Raw genomic sequence first — 16821 nt, 5'->3', positions numbered from 1 at the left:
CTGGGATTCAGGAGGAATCTGATGGAATTGCTAGGAGCCAAGGAAGTCTCGGACATAACGGGTGTCCCCGTTGGGACGCTGAGATACTGGCGTCATTCGGATATCGGGCCGGCGAGCTTCACTTTGGGCCGCCGGGTCGTATACCGACGCGATGAGGTTCTGCGGTGGATCTCCGAGCGGGAGAGCGCAACCCGGCGCGGAGGCGGCGACACCGCGTGATGCCCACGCATGAGAAAGACCTCGGGGTCTAGCCGAGGCCTTTCGTTCGAACCAGCCGATCGCTCAACCGGAAGTTCCCCATGAGAATAGCCCGTAATGCCCGCCTGCAGAAGTGCCACAGGCAGGAAACCCCATGAGCGCCAACGACGAAAGCGACAAGAAGTCCGTCGCCGCGCGCTTGGTAGCCATGGCTCAGGAGCGGTATCTGCTCGGCGTCTCCGAGGACGGTGAGCCTTTCGGCGCTGATCGTGCCCGCCCACATTTGGCGATTCTGCTACGTGCGGGAAAAGCCGGCCTGCGAGCCGAACTCGCCTCCCGCTACTTCGCCGAGACCGGCACGGTCGCCGGCGGCCAGGCCCTCACCGACGCCACCCTGGTCCTCGAAGGTTTGGCCGCCAATCAGTCACCCGAAAAGCTGCATCTTCGTGTCGCAGAGCATCAAGGATCCAGCTATATCGACACCGGACGAACCGACGGGAAGGTCATTCGCATTCGTGCAGGCACCTGGTCGGTGATCGACACCGCCCCAGTGCGATTCCTGCGCACCAAGCTGACCGCTGCGATGCCACTACCACCCCAGACCGGAGACCTCTACCGGTTGTGGGATTTCATCAACGTCGCCACCGCAGACCGTCCTGTACTCCTCGCGGCGCTCACGGCGGCACTGGTCCAATGCGATGTGCCGCACCCGGTGTTGGCACTGTTCGCCGAGCAGGGCAGTGCCAAGACCACGACGACGCGCATGCTGGTCGACCTCATCGACCCCTCCCCCGTTCCGCTGCGCCAGGCGCCACGCGACGCCGACTCCTGGGTGAGTGCCGCGTCTGGCTCCTGGGTTGTCGCTCTGGACAATCTGTCGGCGATCTCACCTTGGCTGTCGGACTCGCTGTGCCGCGCCGCCACCGGGGACGGCAACGTCAAACGTGCGCTCTACACCGACGGCGATCTTGCCGTGGTCAAGTTTCGCCGCTGCATCATCATCAACGGCATCGACGTCGGCGCGGTACGCCCCGACCTCGCCGAACGCATGGCGATGATCGATCTGCGACGCATCGACCGCCACATGCGACAGCCGGAGGCCAGCCTGCGAAAACAGTGGCACCAGGCTCCTCCGAGCATTATGAGTGGACTGCTCAGCCTGGCTGCGACCGTGCATCACCGCCTGGACACCATAGAGGTCGACGACGCACCACGCATGGCGGACTTCGGTCGCGTGCTGGCGTGCGTCGACGAGGTTCTGCCCTCTGATGGCTTGCGCCGCTACATGTCACGTTCGGATCAGCTGTCGGAAGACAGCCTGTCCGCTGACCCATTCATCGAACGCCTGCGCCACCACACCCGCGAACCGTTGCGAGGGCAGTCCGGTGGCGACCTACTCGTGCTGATCACCCCGGCGGGCGGTGACTGGCGACGGCCGAAGGGATGGCCGAGGAACGGCCGCGACGTCACCAGTCTGCTCCGCAGGCACGCACCCGCGTTGCGCAAGCTGGGATGGGCGATCGAGGACGACGGGGCACGTAACCACCGAAACGTCCTGCTGTGGACCATCTACCCGCCGCCCAAAGATGTAGCTGCCCATCAAGCCTCGCAATCCTCGCGACCCTCGCTGCTACGGCCGGGCCCTGAGCACCCCTCGCCCTCGCACATTGACGAAGGCCGCGACGACCTCTCCGCGTAACAGGACCCAAGGGTCTCAGATTCGACGACCTGTCGGTGCCTGCAGGCAGTATCAGGACAAGCCTGGAGGGAGCAGCTGCGATGAGCTTGGACGACGATCTGGAGAACCTGGCCACCGCCGCGATCAGCGATTGGCCCGAGATCCGCCACTCCGGCCAACTCGTTGCGGCAATCCGCGACCTCTACCGAACACATCTGTCGTTTCCACAATTCTGGACCCCACAAGAGCGGGAAGAGTACATCGAGGAATGGGCCGATACCGATGTCCAACAGTTGGCCACCCAGTTCGACGACGTCATCGACGTCGTGATCGACAGGTTCTGTCGGCAGAACGGATATATGCCTCACCAGGAGGACGCAGCAGAGATGATCGACAAAGCACGCAAGGCAGCCGTCTACGATTTGGAGTGCTGCGTCGCCTACCTTGCTGAAGACCTCGCCCAGAAGGCAATCCACACCGCCGGCCGTACCGTCTCGAGCATGACCGGGTGCAGTCCCGCCGCACGACGTTCGCGAAGAAAGCGAGGACGCGGGCGTCGACGAATCAGGTGATCATCACCAATCACGGTGCCGATGAACGGCATTGGACAGATCACGCGCGGCCGTCAGTGTTGCGCGGTCAAGCTTCTTGAGCCGAGCCTGCTCTGCCACACGAGTAAGCAGCCCGCGTAAAGCCTCGCCGTCGTCCAGGACGCTGTTGACAGCATCCATCGGCGCGACGGACTGGTGCGGCTCGGGCGTTTCCGCCGATTGATTCTGCGAAGCAGCGACTCTCGGTACTTCAATCACGCGAATCGGCGCCCCGTATCGCTGTGCGGCATTGCGTGCCGCTGATGCATCCCGACGGCAGGTATCCGAGCAATACAGCCGGCGACGGCCGCGTCGAGGTGCTGCATCCTCATCGAGCATCGCGGCATCGCAGCGAATGCAGCGCGTCGGGTCGTAAGCGCCATCACTGGATGATCCCTCGATCGCATCCTCTGACCGCGGATCGACGTCGACGTCGGGTCGTCTACTCGCTTCCGACGAAGCTGATGAACCTTGTCTTCCCGCATCGCCGGACCGAGCCCGTCGCAGCACGGCCTGAAGCTCGCGACCATCCACGCCGGTGAGCTCAGCAATCTGCGCCAAGGTTTGGCCACGAGCCCGCATCTGCTCGATGACGGTCTGCAATCCACGGAAGTGACCAGACCGCCTCGTCACCGCATCAGCGCGGATGCTCTCGGCGGCGTGCTCGAAACGCTTGCGCTCCCAAGTGTCGACCGCACCAACGCGGTGCAGAATTGCCCGAATCTCCTCGGCACCAGCCGCGTTCGCGCGATCACGCCGAGCCCGCGCCTCGTTCTTCTTTCGCTGCAGTTCGACAACCCGGTATCGCGCCCGCAGCTTCTCGTTCGCGCCCATGCCCGCCAGCGTAGGAAGCAGACACTTATTAGGTCCACCACTACAGCCGTATTCGCAGTACATCCGCCTGGCGGAAGCTCCGGGGGCGACACTCCTGGCTCTAGAGGCAGGCACGGGGCTGGAGCGGCGGTTTGACGCTAAGGACTCCGGTACGTCGATCTGTACTGCCGACCTATCTCACGTGATCGGCATGACCTTGAAGTGTTACAACGCATCACATTCGGGAAAGGGGGTCCGCCTTCTTCGAGTTGAACTCCCCGTCGGTGATGATTCCGGCGTCCCGCAGCTCGCTTAGTTTGCGAATCTGGTCGGTCAAATCCGGCGCGGAAACTTCTATTCGCTGCACTGGCGCCGCCGCTGGCCCGGAACTCACCCGGCGGAACGCTGCGATGAGTTTCGGCACGTCCGTGCGCAACCTGACTAATTGTGGCGGAGCGCTCGGAGATCGCGATGTCGATCGACTCGCCACCCAGCTTTTTCGAGAACCCCAGCGATCCAATCGCACTGAAAGTAAACTCTGCGACCTTGGCGCTCAGAAGGGTGTTGTCAAAGAAGAACAAGCGCCTTGTGGTGAGTACCAGCATCCCTTGATGCTTGTCGTAGACCCCTTGCGCTAGTTCGATGACGCGTTCATCGAGGCGCACGTAATCGGTCAGGGCGAGCGCCTCTCGGCGGCCGAAGAACCGGCCCATCCTGCCCAACCGGTCGAGCGCGTCCGCGACGCCAAGATCGTCGATCGGCTCTGTAAGGGCTTCGAGGATCTCCGCCAGCACCTCGCCATGCTTGTCACCGAGCATGGCAATGGACCAGTCGACGACTGTTGTGGGCGCCTCCGGGCGAATCGCGGCCCTCACCGCAGCAGCCCACCGATTCTTTCGTAAGGAGCGCTTCGTGTCGCCCACGATTGGGTTGCCGACGACAGGCACGTCTATCCCAATTATGTGGAACGCGTTCAGGACAGCTGGGTAGGTGTTCTCGTAGGGCGCCAGGACCCGAGTCGATGAGTTCCTCACAATGCCCACCGCCGGATAGTAAACCAGCGCGAGGGGTGGACTTGTTGAGACTCAGTGCTCGGCAGAGGTCGGATCTCATACTCGCCTCTGACGTTACGAGACGGGCCAAGCGACCTGGCCGAACCACGGCCCCGGATCGATCACCACTACCGCCTTCAGGGCGAGTTCCTTGGCCGTCGCGGTGGTGCCTGCACGGAGGTATTGGCGTATCGAGGTGACGGGATCGGCAGAGGGATCGACTTTGAGTGTGCGGCCGAGCAGGTCTACCCTTCGTCCTTCGAACCCGTGATCGTCGGGATGCTTGCCGAGCTCTGAATCTCCGAAGTCTTGGACGCCGCGGCGGCGATACGGATAACCGACGCCGGCATCCTCGGCATAGAAGGAGTAGACGTCGAGATCTTTAACCCCGTTGACGCCATCTAAATAGTGGAGCGCTGCACCTTGGCATAGGGCGGTGAGTTAGGAGTCGCTCGCCGTACACCGATAGGCGTGGGTTGCGCCTGAACATGCCTACGCGGTCCGCCGTGGCGATCTCCGCCAACCGCCGCAGATGCTCGTCGGTCAGCCGAGCAACCGACCTCTCGCTCTCCACGATCAGCACCTCCCGTTATCTAACGCGGCCGGCATGATTGTCTCCGATACATCAGGCGAGTACCCGCAGTTCCTGATAACGGCTTCGGCGGCGTATCGCGAGGTCGACTCGAACATCCCGCACGCGTTCCGCGCAACTGTGTTGAAACAAGATTGTTGCCATCAACGTCGTCGAAATCGCCGAATCCCGGCGCCTCCAGCTGCCGATAGAAGCTTTCGATGTAGGGCCGCCGCCTCAGAGTGGCGCTCTGTGACCGGCTAGGCACACTCGCCACCGGCGCGCCACCGAGACTCACCACCACAACGGCAATGGCAATGGCAATGGCAATGGCAATGGCAATGGCAATGGCAACAATCAGGATCCTCACATCAGCAGTGCGGGTTCACTGCTGATGTGACGGACACAATCTGCCGATCCGCAGCCGGCCTCGCGGCGACAACTACATCGTTCAAACCAGCTCCCGGACCACCGCATCTCCAAAAGCCCTGATATTGCGCGAGATTCACACACCTCTTGCACTATGGGCGCTGATCCGCCGGTTATCGACGGACAAAATTCTGACTTGGCCATTGTCTGCGCCCAAGGTAACGACGACATTCCGGCAATTACGATCGCTCCCCGGGAGGCTATGACATTCCCCAACAACGTCCGGTACACGCCGGGGAGGTTGTTCGGCAGAGACCCATCTTCGGTCTCATTCAAGCGCGATAAGCGCTGCTTCCAGGTCCTCGTTGTTACGCTCGTCGGTGCGTCCGCCACGGGCCTTGCCCCGCGGTTATTTCGAGGATTTAGGTGAGTACCGGGGGTTGTCAGGGTGAAGAGGCTTCGAGTTACTTTTGGGACCCTCGCAGTAAGCCTGGCGACAGCTGGATGCGGGATCGGAGCCGACCAAGATTCGGTGCGATGGAACGCGCTTCCACACACGATGGCATGCGTATTAGACCCAGCAGATCGAGCTGCTGATCCGCCCGGATCGGCACTTGTCCGCAAGATCACGCTGTCCCATGTTGGCGCGAACCAGATCCAGCTAGACGTCGAGTTCAACTTTCGGATCCCGCCGGAACCGGGCGTGGCTCGGAACGAGTTTGGGGCGACGGATGCCCCTGGCAGCATCTTGACCGATTACCTGATACAGCCCCACCACGCGCACGGTGTAGTGGCGATCTCGAGTCCCCAGCCAAGCATCGGACAAGGCTGGTACGCGGATGTGTCTGAGTTCGACTCCGCGAATCCCGACGTCTTGACCTCCGTCGCGACCGAGGGCCGCATTCTCACTTTACGTCTCGACCTCAGCGACCAACCGACGATCCTCGGCGAGGGCGAATTCAAAGCAGATATTCAGATCGTCCAGATGGTGGCAGGACGGGCTGATTCAATGCCAAATATCTTTCCAGTTCGGGGGCAAAAGTGCGGCTGGAGTACCACCGCTCGCGAGACGCCTGAATCTACAATTCGGCAGCCCGCACCCCAGACCGTCGAACCAACCGCGGCTCGTGAAATTCCGCCGCCATTGACAGGCATGGACCTGAACGGCTTTCGCGACCACCCAGGTGCCCGCTGTGAACCAGCAGATGAGCTTCAGCTCGCGCAGACGACACCGTACTCCGCCGTTGTCGTTTGCCTTCAGGGCCCGAATTATTACTACCGTGGAAGTCGTCTCAACGACGGAGCCTCGATCACCCTGACCGCGGTCACCGAAGTCCCTGGGGGCTTCGATGCCGTAAACACCGCGGACGGAACGCAGTATCAAGTGCGTGGCGATGGACTAACCATCATCACGGCGGAACAAAGCTTCCACGAGCCGGCCGTTGAGCTTTGGCAGCGCGATCAGCAGGTGGCGCCGGTTCCCGTCGACCAGTCGCAAACGCAGTACGTGACCACCCAGTCAAGGCAAGTTCGATGTGCGATCGCCCAAGAATCCGTTGTGTGCGAACGCAACTCAGCTGAGGGCTTTCCGCAGGCGCCTGCCAGCAATGCCGGAACGGCGCGCTGGAATCTCGCAACCGTGAGTTCTAACGGCGCATTCGTTTGGACTGAAGGAAACATCGGCGGCACGGACTCGAATCAAGATGTCATGCTCGCTTATGGGACAGTGAATCATTTCAACGGTTGGAACATTGAGGCGAGTGCGGACGGAACACGCTTCACGAATGCGGCCAGCGGCCGCGGTATTTTCGTCAGTATCGAAAGCGTGTATTCGTTCTGAGCGACCGCGCTTCCAATGTGCGGCCATCCTGCCCAAGACCTCCAGAACTGCCTCGCTCGACGGAGCGCTGTATACCCGGACCCGTGCCGCGAGGATCGCTTATTCGTCATATCTCGACTGTCGGGTCGGCGACGCGTCAATACACCCCGGCCGGCACACTGTCGAGCTTCAAGCTAGGAGAACGCCAGCGTTGTGCGAGACTGAACCGATTACATCGCCGAACGCGACGCATTGCCGTGAAGTCCTTGGGGTAGTAGCCCGCTGCCATTTAGGCAGTGACCGCGGAGTCGCCCAAATTACGCGGAACGCCGCAGGCAAACTGCCGGGCCACTAGTCTTCAGCGCGGGGCTAAGACCTGGACTCCCCGACACCAAGAAAGGTGCCATGAACGGACAAACAGTAGAACAGCTGAAGGTCACCTATTCCAGTCCAGCGTGGCGAAAGAAGTTCGTCGACTTCTGCGACTTGATGGAGCTGCTTGCGGACTGCACGATCGCTGACAGTTACACCGTCTCCGATGAGCTAAATACCGCCATCAAGTTGACTGACGTCGGCACAAGTCTTGTACTTAAGCTAACATCGAAAGATAAAGTTAAAACTAAAGATGCGCGGTTAATGTGCGCCCTCACGATTGGACATGCCGAGCTATTTGTCGATATTGATAATATCGATATTGAAAGTCTTGTTCAGGCCATAGACGCGAGTTTAACCAAAAACCTGATTCGCTTCCCCTTCGTTTGGGGGCGCGATCTCTATGACGCGTACGCAAGCCTTTTCGAGGATGAGAGAGAGTATCTCAACAACGAGGAAACTCTCCGCCTTCTCGATCAGCTCCCACAAGGAGTTTTTCAGTACGGCGCCTTCACTGTCGGCCCTTACGGCCTACACCGCAGTAGCAGTAGTCGAACGATCGCGGCCAGCCGCCGAATTCCCGCTTACCACTGCTCGCGGACAACTTGCCAACAACTCCATCCCGTTTTACTGCAGACCGGACGCAACGCAACCATTCATCAAGATCGTGACAAGCTTGATAATCTCTTAGAGGCCACGAAGCAAGAAGCTAGCGAATGGTGGGCTTTCGCATCGGAAATAAGTGGGGTGTCCGACTCCTTTTACGGCGATCGCCGCGCGGGCGTACTCCTCCCCTTGATCGGCGACACCTTATCGACAACCGAGCTGCAAAGCGTAGTCATAGATCTGCTGGACAACACGAAAGGCGAAGTTCGGGGGTCGATCTCCGGTTTCCTCGACATCAAGAAATCTGGTCCAGCTGTTGAAGCTATGAACCGCGCCGAGCTCCTGCAGATCACTCTCATGGCACGCGAAGATACGTTGTCGAGTTCTCTTGACAAATTAGTGCGCACCGGCTGCGTGACGGTGGAGCTAGGCGACATCCGCAAACCAGTCATCAATCGGAACAGCCGATCAGGCGCATTCCGACTGCGTGCTGAGCTCGGACACTACGGAGTTCGGTTCCTATCCGAGGACCTGGGCCTTGCCTTGCTACGGGAACGCCGCTTGCTCAAGCGCCTCTATGTCCGTGAGCCAGAAACCGATGTAGAAGAGCTGGACTGGCAGCTTCGCGGCATTGACATCGACGACCTAGACGAAAGACTAGAACACTTCTTTCACACTAGGACGCCAGCAGATGCGCTGGAACGCCTCGTTCTGGCCCGGAAAACGAACATGATCACCGCTTGCTTCGAGGTGGGGATCGAGCACGGTCACGATCTGTCCGATCAGGATCTAATCAACACCCTACTGTGGAAACTGGGTTTTCCGGTTGGTACTAGCGAGGATCCGCACGCCGACTTTTGGCGGCACCATGAACGACTGTGGGCACTCACGCAATCCTCCGACATCGGCCGGTCGGAGCGGTTCCGGGAGGCGGCTACGCCCTACTTCACTGACCTTGAGGGGCTTCTCCTAGATGCGCTTGCCTTTACAGCGTGGGGCCTTCTGATCGACCACACCGGCAATGAAACCCCATTCGCCTATGACGATCACGATGACCGGAGGCAGGGTCTAAGTGCCTTACAGGCAGCCTTGCCGCCGCGCAGTGACTTGCCGAAACCAATGGACTACACCGGCGAACACGTCGAACTTCGAGCACTCATGGACGGCTTCCGTTCACTCGCAGCATATCTCGAACGATGCCGCGCTACCCCGGAGACATATCAGCGCCCAGAGAACGCGTTTCCCCGGTACGACGGCAAGACCGACCTGAAGGCCTATCTTCTCCGTTCGACGTTGCCCTTCCTGAATCTGTCCTCACCAAGCCAAGATCGAATTATCCATGGCCTCAAGGAAATTACTGAGATCATGGAAGCGGCAGAAGTGAACCGCGTGCGGAACGAGCACCTGCACTACCGCCGGACCGCGCCCGATATCTCGCGTATCGAACGTGCGCTGGAGGCGACACGCCAAGCCGTTACTAAGATGGAGAACCTTGGCTTCTGCCGGATGCTGTTCATTCCTTCGAGGGTCAGTACGGATCAATGGGGTCAGAGCTCTCACGAGTTCATAGGTCCACGGAGCAACGAGCATTTCTTCGCTAGACCGACCACCCTAGACTGGATGGGACTCCCCGAACTCACTGAACCGCAGTATCTTTTACGCGCCGCAAGCTTTGGTGACCCTAACGAGGTACTTCGCTTCACGAGGCGCTATCAAAGCGAGTTCTCCGAGATGTGGAAGGGCTTCCCGAACCGCCGCCGCCGTGGACAGGGCCTGCCTGCTGCCGAGGAAAATCCAGCGCATCCATCCGACATCGAGATTGCCTCCAGCTGAGTTTGTCCGCTCACGTCAATGCGTGCCACGATGCCTGGCACTTCGCTGTCTCGTCGGCCCGGATCGTCGACGTGGGTCAACTGGTCGGCGCCAACGCACTTGAGGACTGAAACCTCCGCGGACGATCGAGGTATTCATCCCTTCTTGATACGACCCCCTCCGCCAGCATCCATCGTCACTTTTCGACGGACGAAAAGGCATAAGAGCCGTGAAATGTGCTCCGCAACAGGCCACTTTGATAACGCTCCGGCTGACCTCGTTCGTCAGTTCGAGGGTTCGAACCCTCGCCGTAGCCGCCAAAGGAGTGTTCGTCGCAGCTGCTGACCAGATCAAGGCGCGACGACCAGGGATGAAGAGACACGCGAGGATCGCGAGGGTTATCCGCTGGTGTGATCTTGGGTTGTGGTTTCGGTTGAATCTGCTGAGGAAACCCCATCGAGGTATGCGTCTAAGCACTGCTGCAAGATCATCAACGATGCGGGCATGACGACATCAACATCGACATCGACATCGTCGACGTGCGACCCGTCGGCGAGGAAAAAACCTCCCGTGCTGAGTTGTACGTCGATCCAGAAGCGATGGAGGGCCTTCAGTGTCGCGATTGCGTCGACAAACAAGTCGACGTCCGGGTCGAGATCTGGGTCTATGAGGTATTTGATGAGCTCGTGGGTGAGCGAGTGGCGGTGCGCGTAGATGAGGTCCAGCCGATCGGCCTGATCTTGTGTGATGGCGCCGCCCTGAACAAGCCACAGCAGTGACGCCCGGAACTTTTTCTTCGGCGCCAGCGACAGCACCTGCTGCTCATATCGCTGCTGTTCTTGAGTCGTCATCGTCACGCCTGATCCCAGTCCGAGACAGTAGAACTCTCGCACTTTGTCCAGCACCGCGTGCTGGATCATCTCGTGAGTGACTTGGTACAGGCCGGCGAACGCCAAGGTGCTGCGGATGACGTCCGGTTGCAGCTTTTCTCTCAAGCGGCGCTCGTATTCGACCGGGTTGTCTTGATAGCTCACGCGTCCAGTTTGACGGGCCTTGCGTCAGACGATGAGTGGTCGTCCAAGAGGCAGAGCGGTGGCGCCGGTTCTTCCGATAATGCTGCGACGTGTAATTTCACGACTACGGCGGCAAAGACGAAGACGAGCCACCCCGGCCGCATGAGTGACGGCGGTGTTCGAGGAGTGGTTGCCAGTCAGCCAGAGAATCAACGCGACATCGACAAGAATGCGGGATAGAGCCATGGCACCGAGTCGCTCGGACCGAGCCGACCCAACGGTGTCACATCATATGAAACTGCTGGTCGACAGTGGCCTCGTCGACCGGGATCTACGTGGCAAATGGGCGTCCTACCGAGTCAGCACCGAAGCGTTGGACCCGATCGCGCCACCGCCGCACCTCTACAGCGGTAGCTCGACAGGCCGATCAATACTCCAGAGCAGCCAGGACACGATCACACTGAAAGATACGGTCGTATCTACCCGATGTCCTCTGCCGGAGTATCCCTTTGTCCACGAGCTTGGTGATGGCCGTGTTCGCAGCCTGGTAGGACACGCCATGCAGGCCAGCCGCAGCCGATGCCGTGATCATGGGGTAGCCGATCAGGTCGTCAGCAATTCGGAGCGAAACCCCTTTGGCACCTCGCAGAATCGTCTGAAACTCCTCACGGAGCGCGAGAAGCTTGTCCACTCGTTCGATGACCTCCAGGGCCTCGGCGTGGATGGCCGCGGATATGAAGCACACCCAGTCGTCCCATCTACCCGTCTGCGAGACGCGCAGCAAACCGTCCTGATACTCCGTGCGGTGTTGCTCCAGCCACGGCGAGATGTTCAGGACCGGAAAGCGCAGTTCCCCGGCACTCATCAATTGCAGCGCCATCACGAGACGCCCCAGTCGGCCGTTTCCGTCGTGAAACGGGTGGAGCGTCTCGAACTGATAGTGCGAGACCGCGACTCGGATGATTGTCGGTATCGCAGAGGTGTCCCGAATCCAGTCCTGCCACTGGCGGAGGCCGTCGAGCAGCCGGTGGTCGGCCGGTGGCGGTACGAAGCGGGCGGACATCACACGTCGATTACCCAGCCCGATGAAGACCTGGGTGGTGCGTATGCTGCCGGCGTGTGAGCCATCGCTGGCAGTTCCGCGCAGGAGTTCGCGCTGGAGGTCCTCGAGCATCCGCACTGAGATCGGACGACCTTCAGCCACCAAGTCGTATGCCCGCTCAGCTGCGGTGACGTAGTTCCTGACCTCACTGACCGAACTGGTGAGCTCCTCGGCTTCGAGAAAGTCCGCTTCGAAGACGTCCGCCAAGAACGCATAAGTACCCTCCAACGCGGAGGTACTCACCGCTTCCCGTCGAGTTGCTGGTCGGGCGAGCAGGCCCGGATTCGGCAGCAATGAAGACGCCTGATCGGCGCGCGCCATCGCGGCAGCGGCGTCGATGACGGCTGCGTAGGTCTCGGCTTCTAGTTCGAGGTTCGGTGGAAGTGGGTCCGGCACGTAAGCGACATATTCGTACTCTTCACCCAGGCGCGGATCATGGCCCCGTATCGGCACCAACTGTCCGATCGGGCTGTCGCGAAGCGCCTCGACATCCACCCGTTTCCGCCCTGACTCGCCTACCTTGAATTCCGTAACTGTAATTTCAAGCTTAATCCCTGAACCTTGAAAATCAACGATCAGATTTCAAGGTTGGCGGCACCGACCGATTTTTGGAGGTAGAGGGAACTGCATACGGATGCCGCAGCGACGTCCACGCTCTCCCGGCCACTGCGGTTACGATCCCGGCATTGACATCTGGCAACGCCCGCAGCGTTGCCCTGCGCCCTTCCCAGCTTTGCAGCCAGGAGGTTGGATGCCGCTAGCTTCCGTTCGGCGAGCTAACTGGCTGCTTTTCGGCCTTGGAAGGCGGACGAACGGGTGCGCCCTTCTCGAACACCTCGAGATACGTCGCATACAGACGCCTCGCGGTGGCTATGAACATCAGCGAGAGATACGCCGTCACCCCAAGCGTCGCTGCGGACAGCGCGACGTGCCACCAGCGCAATTCGTATCCAACTTGCTGGGTGGACGCGGCAAGCGCGCCGAGCAATAGAGCGTCGATGAACGCGGCCGCAGCAGCGAGTACCACGCCGCTCATCGTTTCGCGCACGTGAGCACGTACTCGGTCATCCAACGAGAGGGTCAAGCTATCAGCGATCCGTGCGCGAAGAGTAACGACCTGCCCGGCGGCAGCCAGCAAAACACCAGCCAGCAGTGCGACAGCCGGAAGCATGGCGACAGGCGCCGGAAAAACAAACTTTAGTCTGATGGTTGCGATGACCACCAGAAGAGGCAGCCCGAACAAAACTGTCAACGCCCACCAGTCGCGCTTGTTGGTCTTGAACTTCCGAACAAGCTGCAGATAGTCGCGGAGTGCCGGCCATAGACTGAAACGGTCCGGTATTGGACTACGCACCGCGGCCTCCCTTCCCATCGACGCCTCTTATGGATCTAGCGGCAGGTTCCTGATCGATGGGAGCAGTTCCCGAAGAGTCCCCTCAGCTTGATCGTAGAACTTGTCGTCACCAACGTAACTGTTACCCACGACATAAGTGAATCGGCTGAAATCGGTCGTCGGCGTGATCTTGCGCTGGTGAGTTCCATCATCAAGCTCGACCGCGACATCGTTGAAATCGACCTCGACTCTTTCGTCGCGATTGACGAAAATGTCCTGGCGCAGAGAGTCCGTCGCCTCTTGCGTCCGCGTCGCTGCGGTACTTCGCCGTTCGGCCTTGGCTTGCGCCTCCGCTGCCTTCTGCTCAGCACGCGCCTGCTTGCGGGCCGCCGTCATCTGCTTCCTAGAGAGCCTCTTCCCTTCAGCGTCGCGATCTGGTACCTCGATACGCGCGGCACGACCAACGCCGGGGAACCCTTCGAAGAAGTTTTCGGCCCATTCGGCGACCCGCGATTTGACATCAACGCCGTCGGGTGCGACCGACATTGACACATCGTTGCGGTTTCGTTGGCCATCATCATCGAAGGTCCAGCGGTCGAAAACGACGCGCTTGACGGTCGCGGCCTGGATAAACGCCATCATTGCGTACTCGCCAGCCAAGTTGCCCAGGACCTGCAAGCGCCAGGGTACGTCGCTGCATTCTTTCAAACCCCTGATGATTCCGTCAGACGGGCACGAACGCCCGCGAACTTCGACCGCGAGAAGTGCGATGGTGCCTCGAGTCTCAGCCAGCAGAGTAGCCCGGTAGGGATGCAGCGTCGGCCTGTCCTTCATCGACACATCCTCGCCATCGACGATCAGGGTGCCGTCAGAGTTCATGACCCCGTGCTCGAACGCGATGCGTATCGTATCGCCTGCGTTCACCGCGCCGAGGAATCGGACTGCCATCCCTTTGGCCTGAGCTGGGCCTGTTTCGTCCGCCTCTTCCTCGGTGGTCTTGCCGAACGGGAACACAGTCATCGCGTGCTTGAGGACGTCCGAGATCACCACGTCGCGGTAGTCGAATTGATGAACGGCCCCTGTGGGCTTGCCGTCGTCATCGACAACGGGCCGCTTCGCCTCACCGAAAGGTTGAGGCTCGCGTTTGCCTCCATCATGCAGTTCGACCGCGAACACGCGATACCCGTACTGGGTCATTCCTCGAATACTCCCCTGGTCCCGGCTGCATCTACCGGCGGATCCATCCTGGGCGCCGGTCCGCAGCTGGTCCGAAGTAGGTGTACCACTGACCAACAGCAACAAGCGTCATCGACACTCTGACGCGCATGAACCTGGGGCCGCCAACAATCCAACATCGCCAAGACCCCAGGTGCCGCAGGTCGGGGAGGAAGATGTCGCCCAATACGAGCCTGCGACCAGCCATGGGTCGCTCACGGTCCCCACTAGCAACCGACCAAGCGATACCGCAGTAGATACCGCAGTGCTTTCATTCAGCCTTGGCGCCGGCCAACACCACCAACACGAAATCCGCAGCTAGAAACGGCCCAGCTAACAGCTATCACCAACAGCCAACACAACAAACGCCCAGTTCAGAGGATTTTAAGTCCGCTGCCTCTGCCAATTGGGCTATGGGGGCGATGCAGCTCAGAGCATAATTCAGGCCGGTCGAGCCTTCTCCTGACGTCCCGGATAGCGCGCAGTGTTACTGATGGCCTTGCCGAGTGCCGGCGCGGTCGAGCGTCATGGGCGCCGTCGCATGCCACAGGACTGTCTGCGCGACCAAGACGCCGGCGCCGCGTGCCTCTGTCTCCTGGTTTCGAGCGACTACCGCTTCCCCAGTAGTCGTCCCTGAACAAATCTCAAACGCGCGCTGCAGACCGATGCCGACCTCACACTGATCACATTTCGCCGCTGCATCATCGTCAACGGCATCGAAGTCGGCGCCATACGTCCCGACCTTGATGAACGCACAGCGATGGTCAACTTGCGAGGTAGCGACCGCCACTTGCGAGAGTCGGAGGCCCATCAGACAACGGAATCTCGTCGACGCACGGCGGCACGCGACCAAAGTCCGCGATGCGCCCACCATGCCTCGCGACCCTCGCTGCTACGGCCCGGCCCTTCAGCAGTGCCCGGCCCTGAGCGCCCAGCGACCTTCCTCACTGACGAGCACCGCGGCGACTTCTCCGCATAACGGCACGCTGCTGTCGCAGATTCGACTTGTCGGTGCCTGCAGGCAGTATCAGGACAGCATGGAGGGAGCAGCTGTCATGAGCCTGAACGACGACCTGGAGAACTTGGCCACGGCCGCGGTCAGCGATTGGCCCGAGATCAGCTTCTCCGGCCAGCTCGATGCCGCGATCCGCGACCTCTACCGAACACATCTACCCTTCCCGCAATTCTGGACTCCAGAGGAGCGCGAAGAGTATGTCGAGGAATGGGCCGATTTTGATGCTCAACGGTTGGTCACGCAGTTCGACGACGCCATCGACGTCGTGATCGACCGGTTCGGCCGCCAGAACGGATATCTGCCGCAGTCTGAGGACGTGGGAGAGATGATCGCCGAAGCACGCAAGGAAGCCGTCTACGAATTGGACGCCAGCATCGCGTACCTTGCCGACGACCTCGCCCAGAAGGCGATTCACACCGCTGGCCGTACCGTCTCGAGCATGACCGGCTGCAGTCCCGCCGCACGACATTCCCGCAGAAAAGGCAAAACGTAGGAGTCGCCGCATCAGCTAATCGTCACCAAACACGGTGCGGATGAACGGCATTGGACAGCTCCCGCGCAGCCGTCAGTGTGCACGATCAAGCTTCTTGAGCCGAGCCTGCTCCACCGAGCGAGTAAGCAACCCCGCAGGGCCTCACTGTCGCCCAGAACGATTTTGGCAGTGTCCATCGGTGCTACCGGCGTTCTGCTTGATAGATTGCCGTCGACGTCGGTCGAGGCTCGGAACCTCTCACGCTGACGACCTCCGTCTCGTCTCAGGTCGCCGCAGGGCTCGGCGCCGCGGGACCCTCGGTGAGGATGAAGTATTCGCGCATTTCCACGATGCGCCCGTCGACGACCTCGGCGACGCCCGCAACGCGCGTGGACACGATCAATTCACCGGTGGCACTGTAGAAGTCATCGACGCGCTCGGTGAACACGAAGCGGCCCCGCGACTCGATGAACTTGAAGTCCACGGTCATCGTCTCGAAGCCCGGCGGGAAGCTCTCCGCCAGGCCTCGGGCCTCGTCGATGCCCACGGTCGTCACCATTCCGACGTTCTCCCACACCGTCTCCGGGGTGAAGAACTCCTCGAAGGACGCCAACACGGTGGCCTTCGAGCCGCTCCAGCGCTCGAGGAATTGCCGCACCACGGCACTGGGGTCGGCGGTCGTGGTGGTCTGGTGGGTCGCATCCGATGTGGTCATGACGTCCACGGTGCCGCACCGACCTGCGGCGCGGAACGGTCACTTTCGTCCCCGGTTCAGCGCAACCTGGGATGAA

The 16821-nt window shown here is 60.5% G+C and carries 14 protein-coding genes; 6 read left to right on the top strand and 8 right to left on the bottom strand.

Annotation, left to right across the window (positions count from 1 at the left end):
* The first annotated feature begins 21 nt into the window (after positions 1–21).
* The 3 genes from BVC93_RS17395 (at position 22) to BVC93_RS17385 (ending at position 2448) form a co-directional block, all read left to right on the top strand.
* Positions 22–219 carry a helix-turn-helix transcriptional regulator gene (locus BVC93_RS17395; protein ID WP_083738564.1) on the top strand — a complete coding sequence of 66 codons (198 nt, stop codon included), beginning with the start codon at positions 22–24 and terminating at the stop codon, positions 217–219.
* A gap of 133 nt (positions 220–352) precedes the next feature.
* Positions 353–1897, top strand: coding sequence for an ATP-binding protein (locus tag BVC93_RS17390; protein WP_083738563.1), 1545 nt, complete (start codon positions 353–355; stop codon positions 1895–1897).
* Between the two features lie 80 nt (positions 1898–1977).
* Entirely contained in the window at positions 1978–2448 is a 471-nt protein-coding gene (locus BVC93_RS17385; RefSeq protein ID WP_083738562.1) for a transposase, read from the top strand.
* A gap of 3 nt (positions 2449–2451) precedes the next feature.
* Here the strand turns inward: BVC93_RS17385 and BVC93_RS17380 are convergent, their stop codons facing one another.
* The 3 genes from BVC93_RS17380 to BVC93_RS33170 form a co-directional block, all read right to left on the bottom strand.
* Positions 2452–3300, bottom strand: a complete 849-nt coding sequence (locus BVC93_RS17380) for a hypothetical protein (RefSeq protein ID WP_083738561.1) — start codon at positions 3298–3300, stop codon at positions 2452–2454.
* A 137-nt stretch (positions 3301–3437) separates the two neighbouring features.
* On the bottom strand, positions 3438–4226 hold the full coding sequence (locus BVC93_RS17375) for a PH domain-containing protein (RefSeq protein ID WP_157516973.1): 789 nt from the start codon (positions 4224–4226) through the stop codon (positions 3438–3440).
* A gap of 698 nt (positions 4227–4924) precedes the next feature.
* Positions 4925–5272 carry a hypothetical protein gene (locus BVC93_RS33170; protein WP_157516972.1) on the bottom strand — a complete coding sequence of 116 codons (348 nt, stop codon included), beginning with the start codon at positions 5270–5272 and terminating at the stop codon, positions 4925–4927.
* Between the two features lie 840 nt (positions 5273–6112).
* Here BVC93_RS33170 and BVC93_RS17365 point away from each other — a divergent pair.
* Together BVC93_RS17365 and BVC93_RS17360 are read left to right on the top strand one after the other, a co-directional pair.
* A complete protein-coding gene (locus tag BVC93_RS17365) occupies positions 6113–7111 on the top strand; it encodes a hypothetical protein (protein ID WP_157516971.1) in 999 nt (332 codons plus the stop codon).
* A 384-nt stretch (positions 7112–7495) separates the two neighbouring features.
* Positions 7496–9901, top strand: coding sequence for a hypothetical protein (locus BVC93_RS17360; RefSeq protein ID WP_083738557.1), 2406 nt, complete (start codon positions 7496–7498; stop codon positions 9899–9901).
* Positions 9902–10278: 377 nt separating this feature from the next.
* Here the strand turns inward: BVC93_RS17360 and BVC93_RS17355 are convergent, their stop codons facing one another.
* The 4 genes from BVC93_RS17355 to BVC93_RS17335 all read right to left on the bottom strand — a co-directional run bounded on the left by BVC93_RS17355 (position 10279) and on the right by BVC93_RS17335 (position 14525).
* Positions 10279–10914 carry a hypothetical protein gene (locus tag BVC93_RS17355; protein ID WP_083738556.1) on the bottom strand — a complete coding sequence of 212 codons (636 nt, stop codon included), beginning with the start codon at positions 10912–10914 and terminating at the stop codon, positions 10279–10281.
* Positions 10915–11320: 406 nt separating this feature from the next.
* Positions 11321–12490, bottom strand: a complete 1170-nt coding sequence (locus BVC93_RS17345; protein WP_083738555.1) for a Fic family protein — start codon at positions 12488–12490, stop codon at positions 11321–11323.
* A 262-nt stretch (positions 12491–12752) separates the two neighbouring features.
* Entirely contained in the window at positions 12753–13367 is a 615-nt protein-coding gene (locus tag BVC93_RS17340; RefSeq protein ID WP_083738554.1) for a hypothetical protein, read from the bottom strand.
* Positions 13368–13376: 9 nt separating this feature from the next.
* Positions 13377–14525, bottom strand: a complete 1149-nt coding sequence (locus BVC93_RS17335) for a hypothetical protein (RefSeq protein ID WP_083738553.1) — start codon at positions 14523–14525, stop codon at positions 13377–13379.
* 1073 nt (positions 14526–15598) lie between these two features.
* On the opposite strand from BVC93_RS17335, the gene BVC93_RS17325 reads away from it, so the two are divergent.
* Entirely contained in the window at positions 15599–16051 is a 453-nt protein-coding gene (locus BVC93_RS17325) for a transposase (RefSeq protein WP_083741117.1), read from the top strand.
* Positions 16052–16313: 262 nt separating this feature from the next.
* On the opposite strand, the gene BVC93_RS17320 is transcribed toward BVC93_RS17325, so the two are convergent.
* The gene (locus BVC93_RS17320) at positions 16314–16745 is read right to left on the bottom strand and encodes a limonene-1,2-epoxide hydrolase family protein (RefSeq protein WP_157516970.1); all 432 of its coding nucleotides are present in this window, start codon (positions 16743–16745) and stop codon (positions 16314–16316) included.
* Positions 16746–16821: the final 76 nt, after the last annotated feature.

This window comes from Mycobacterium sp. MS1601 (assembly GCF_001984215.1).
In the GTDB taxonomy this organism is placed as follows: domain Bacteria; phylum Actinomycetota; class Actinomycetes; order Mycobacteriales; family Mycobacteriaceae; genus Mycobacterium.
The sequence above is the reverse complement of the archived record's forward strand: the minus strand, read 5'-3'. Positions and strand labels throughout refer to the sequence as shown.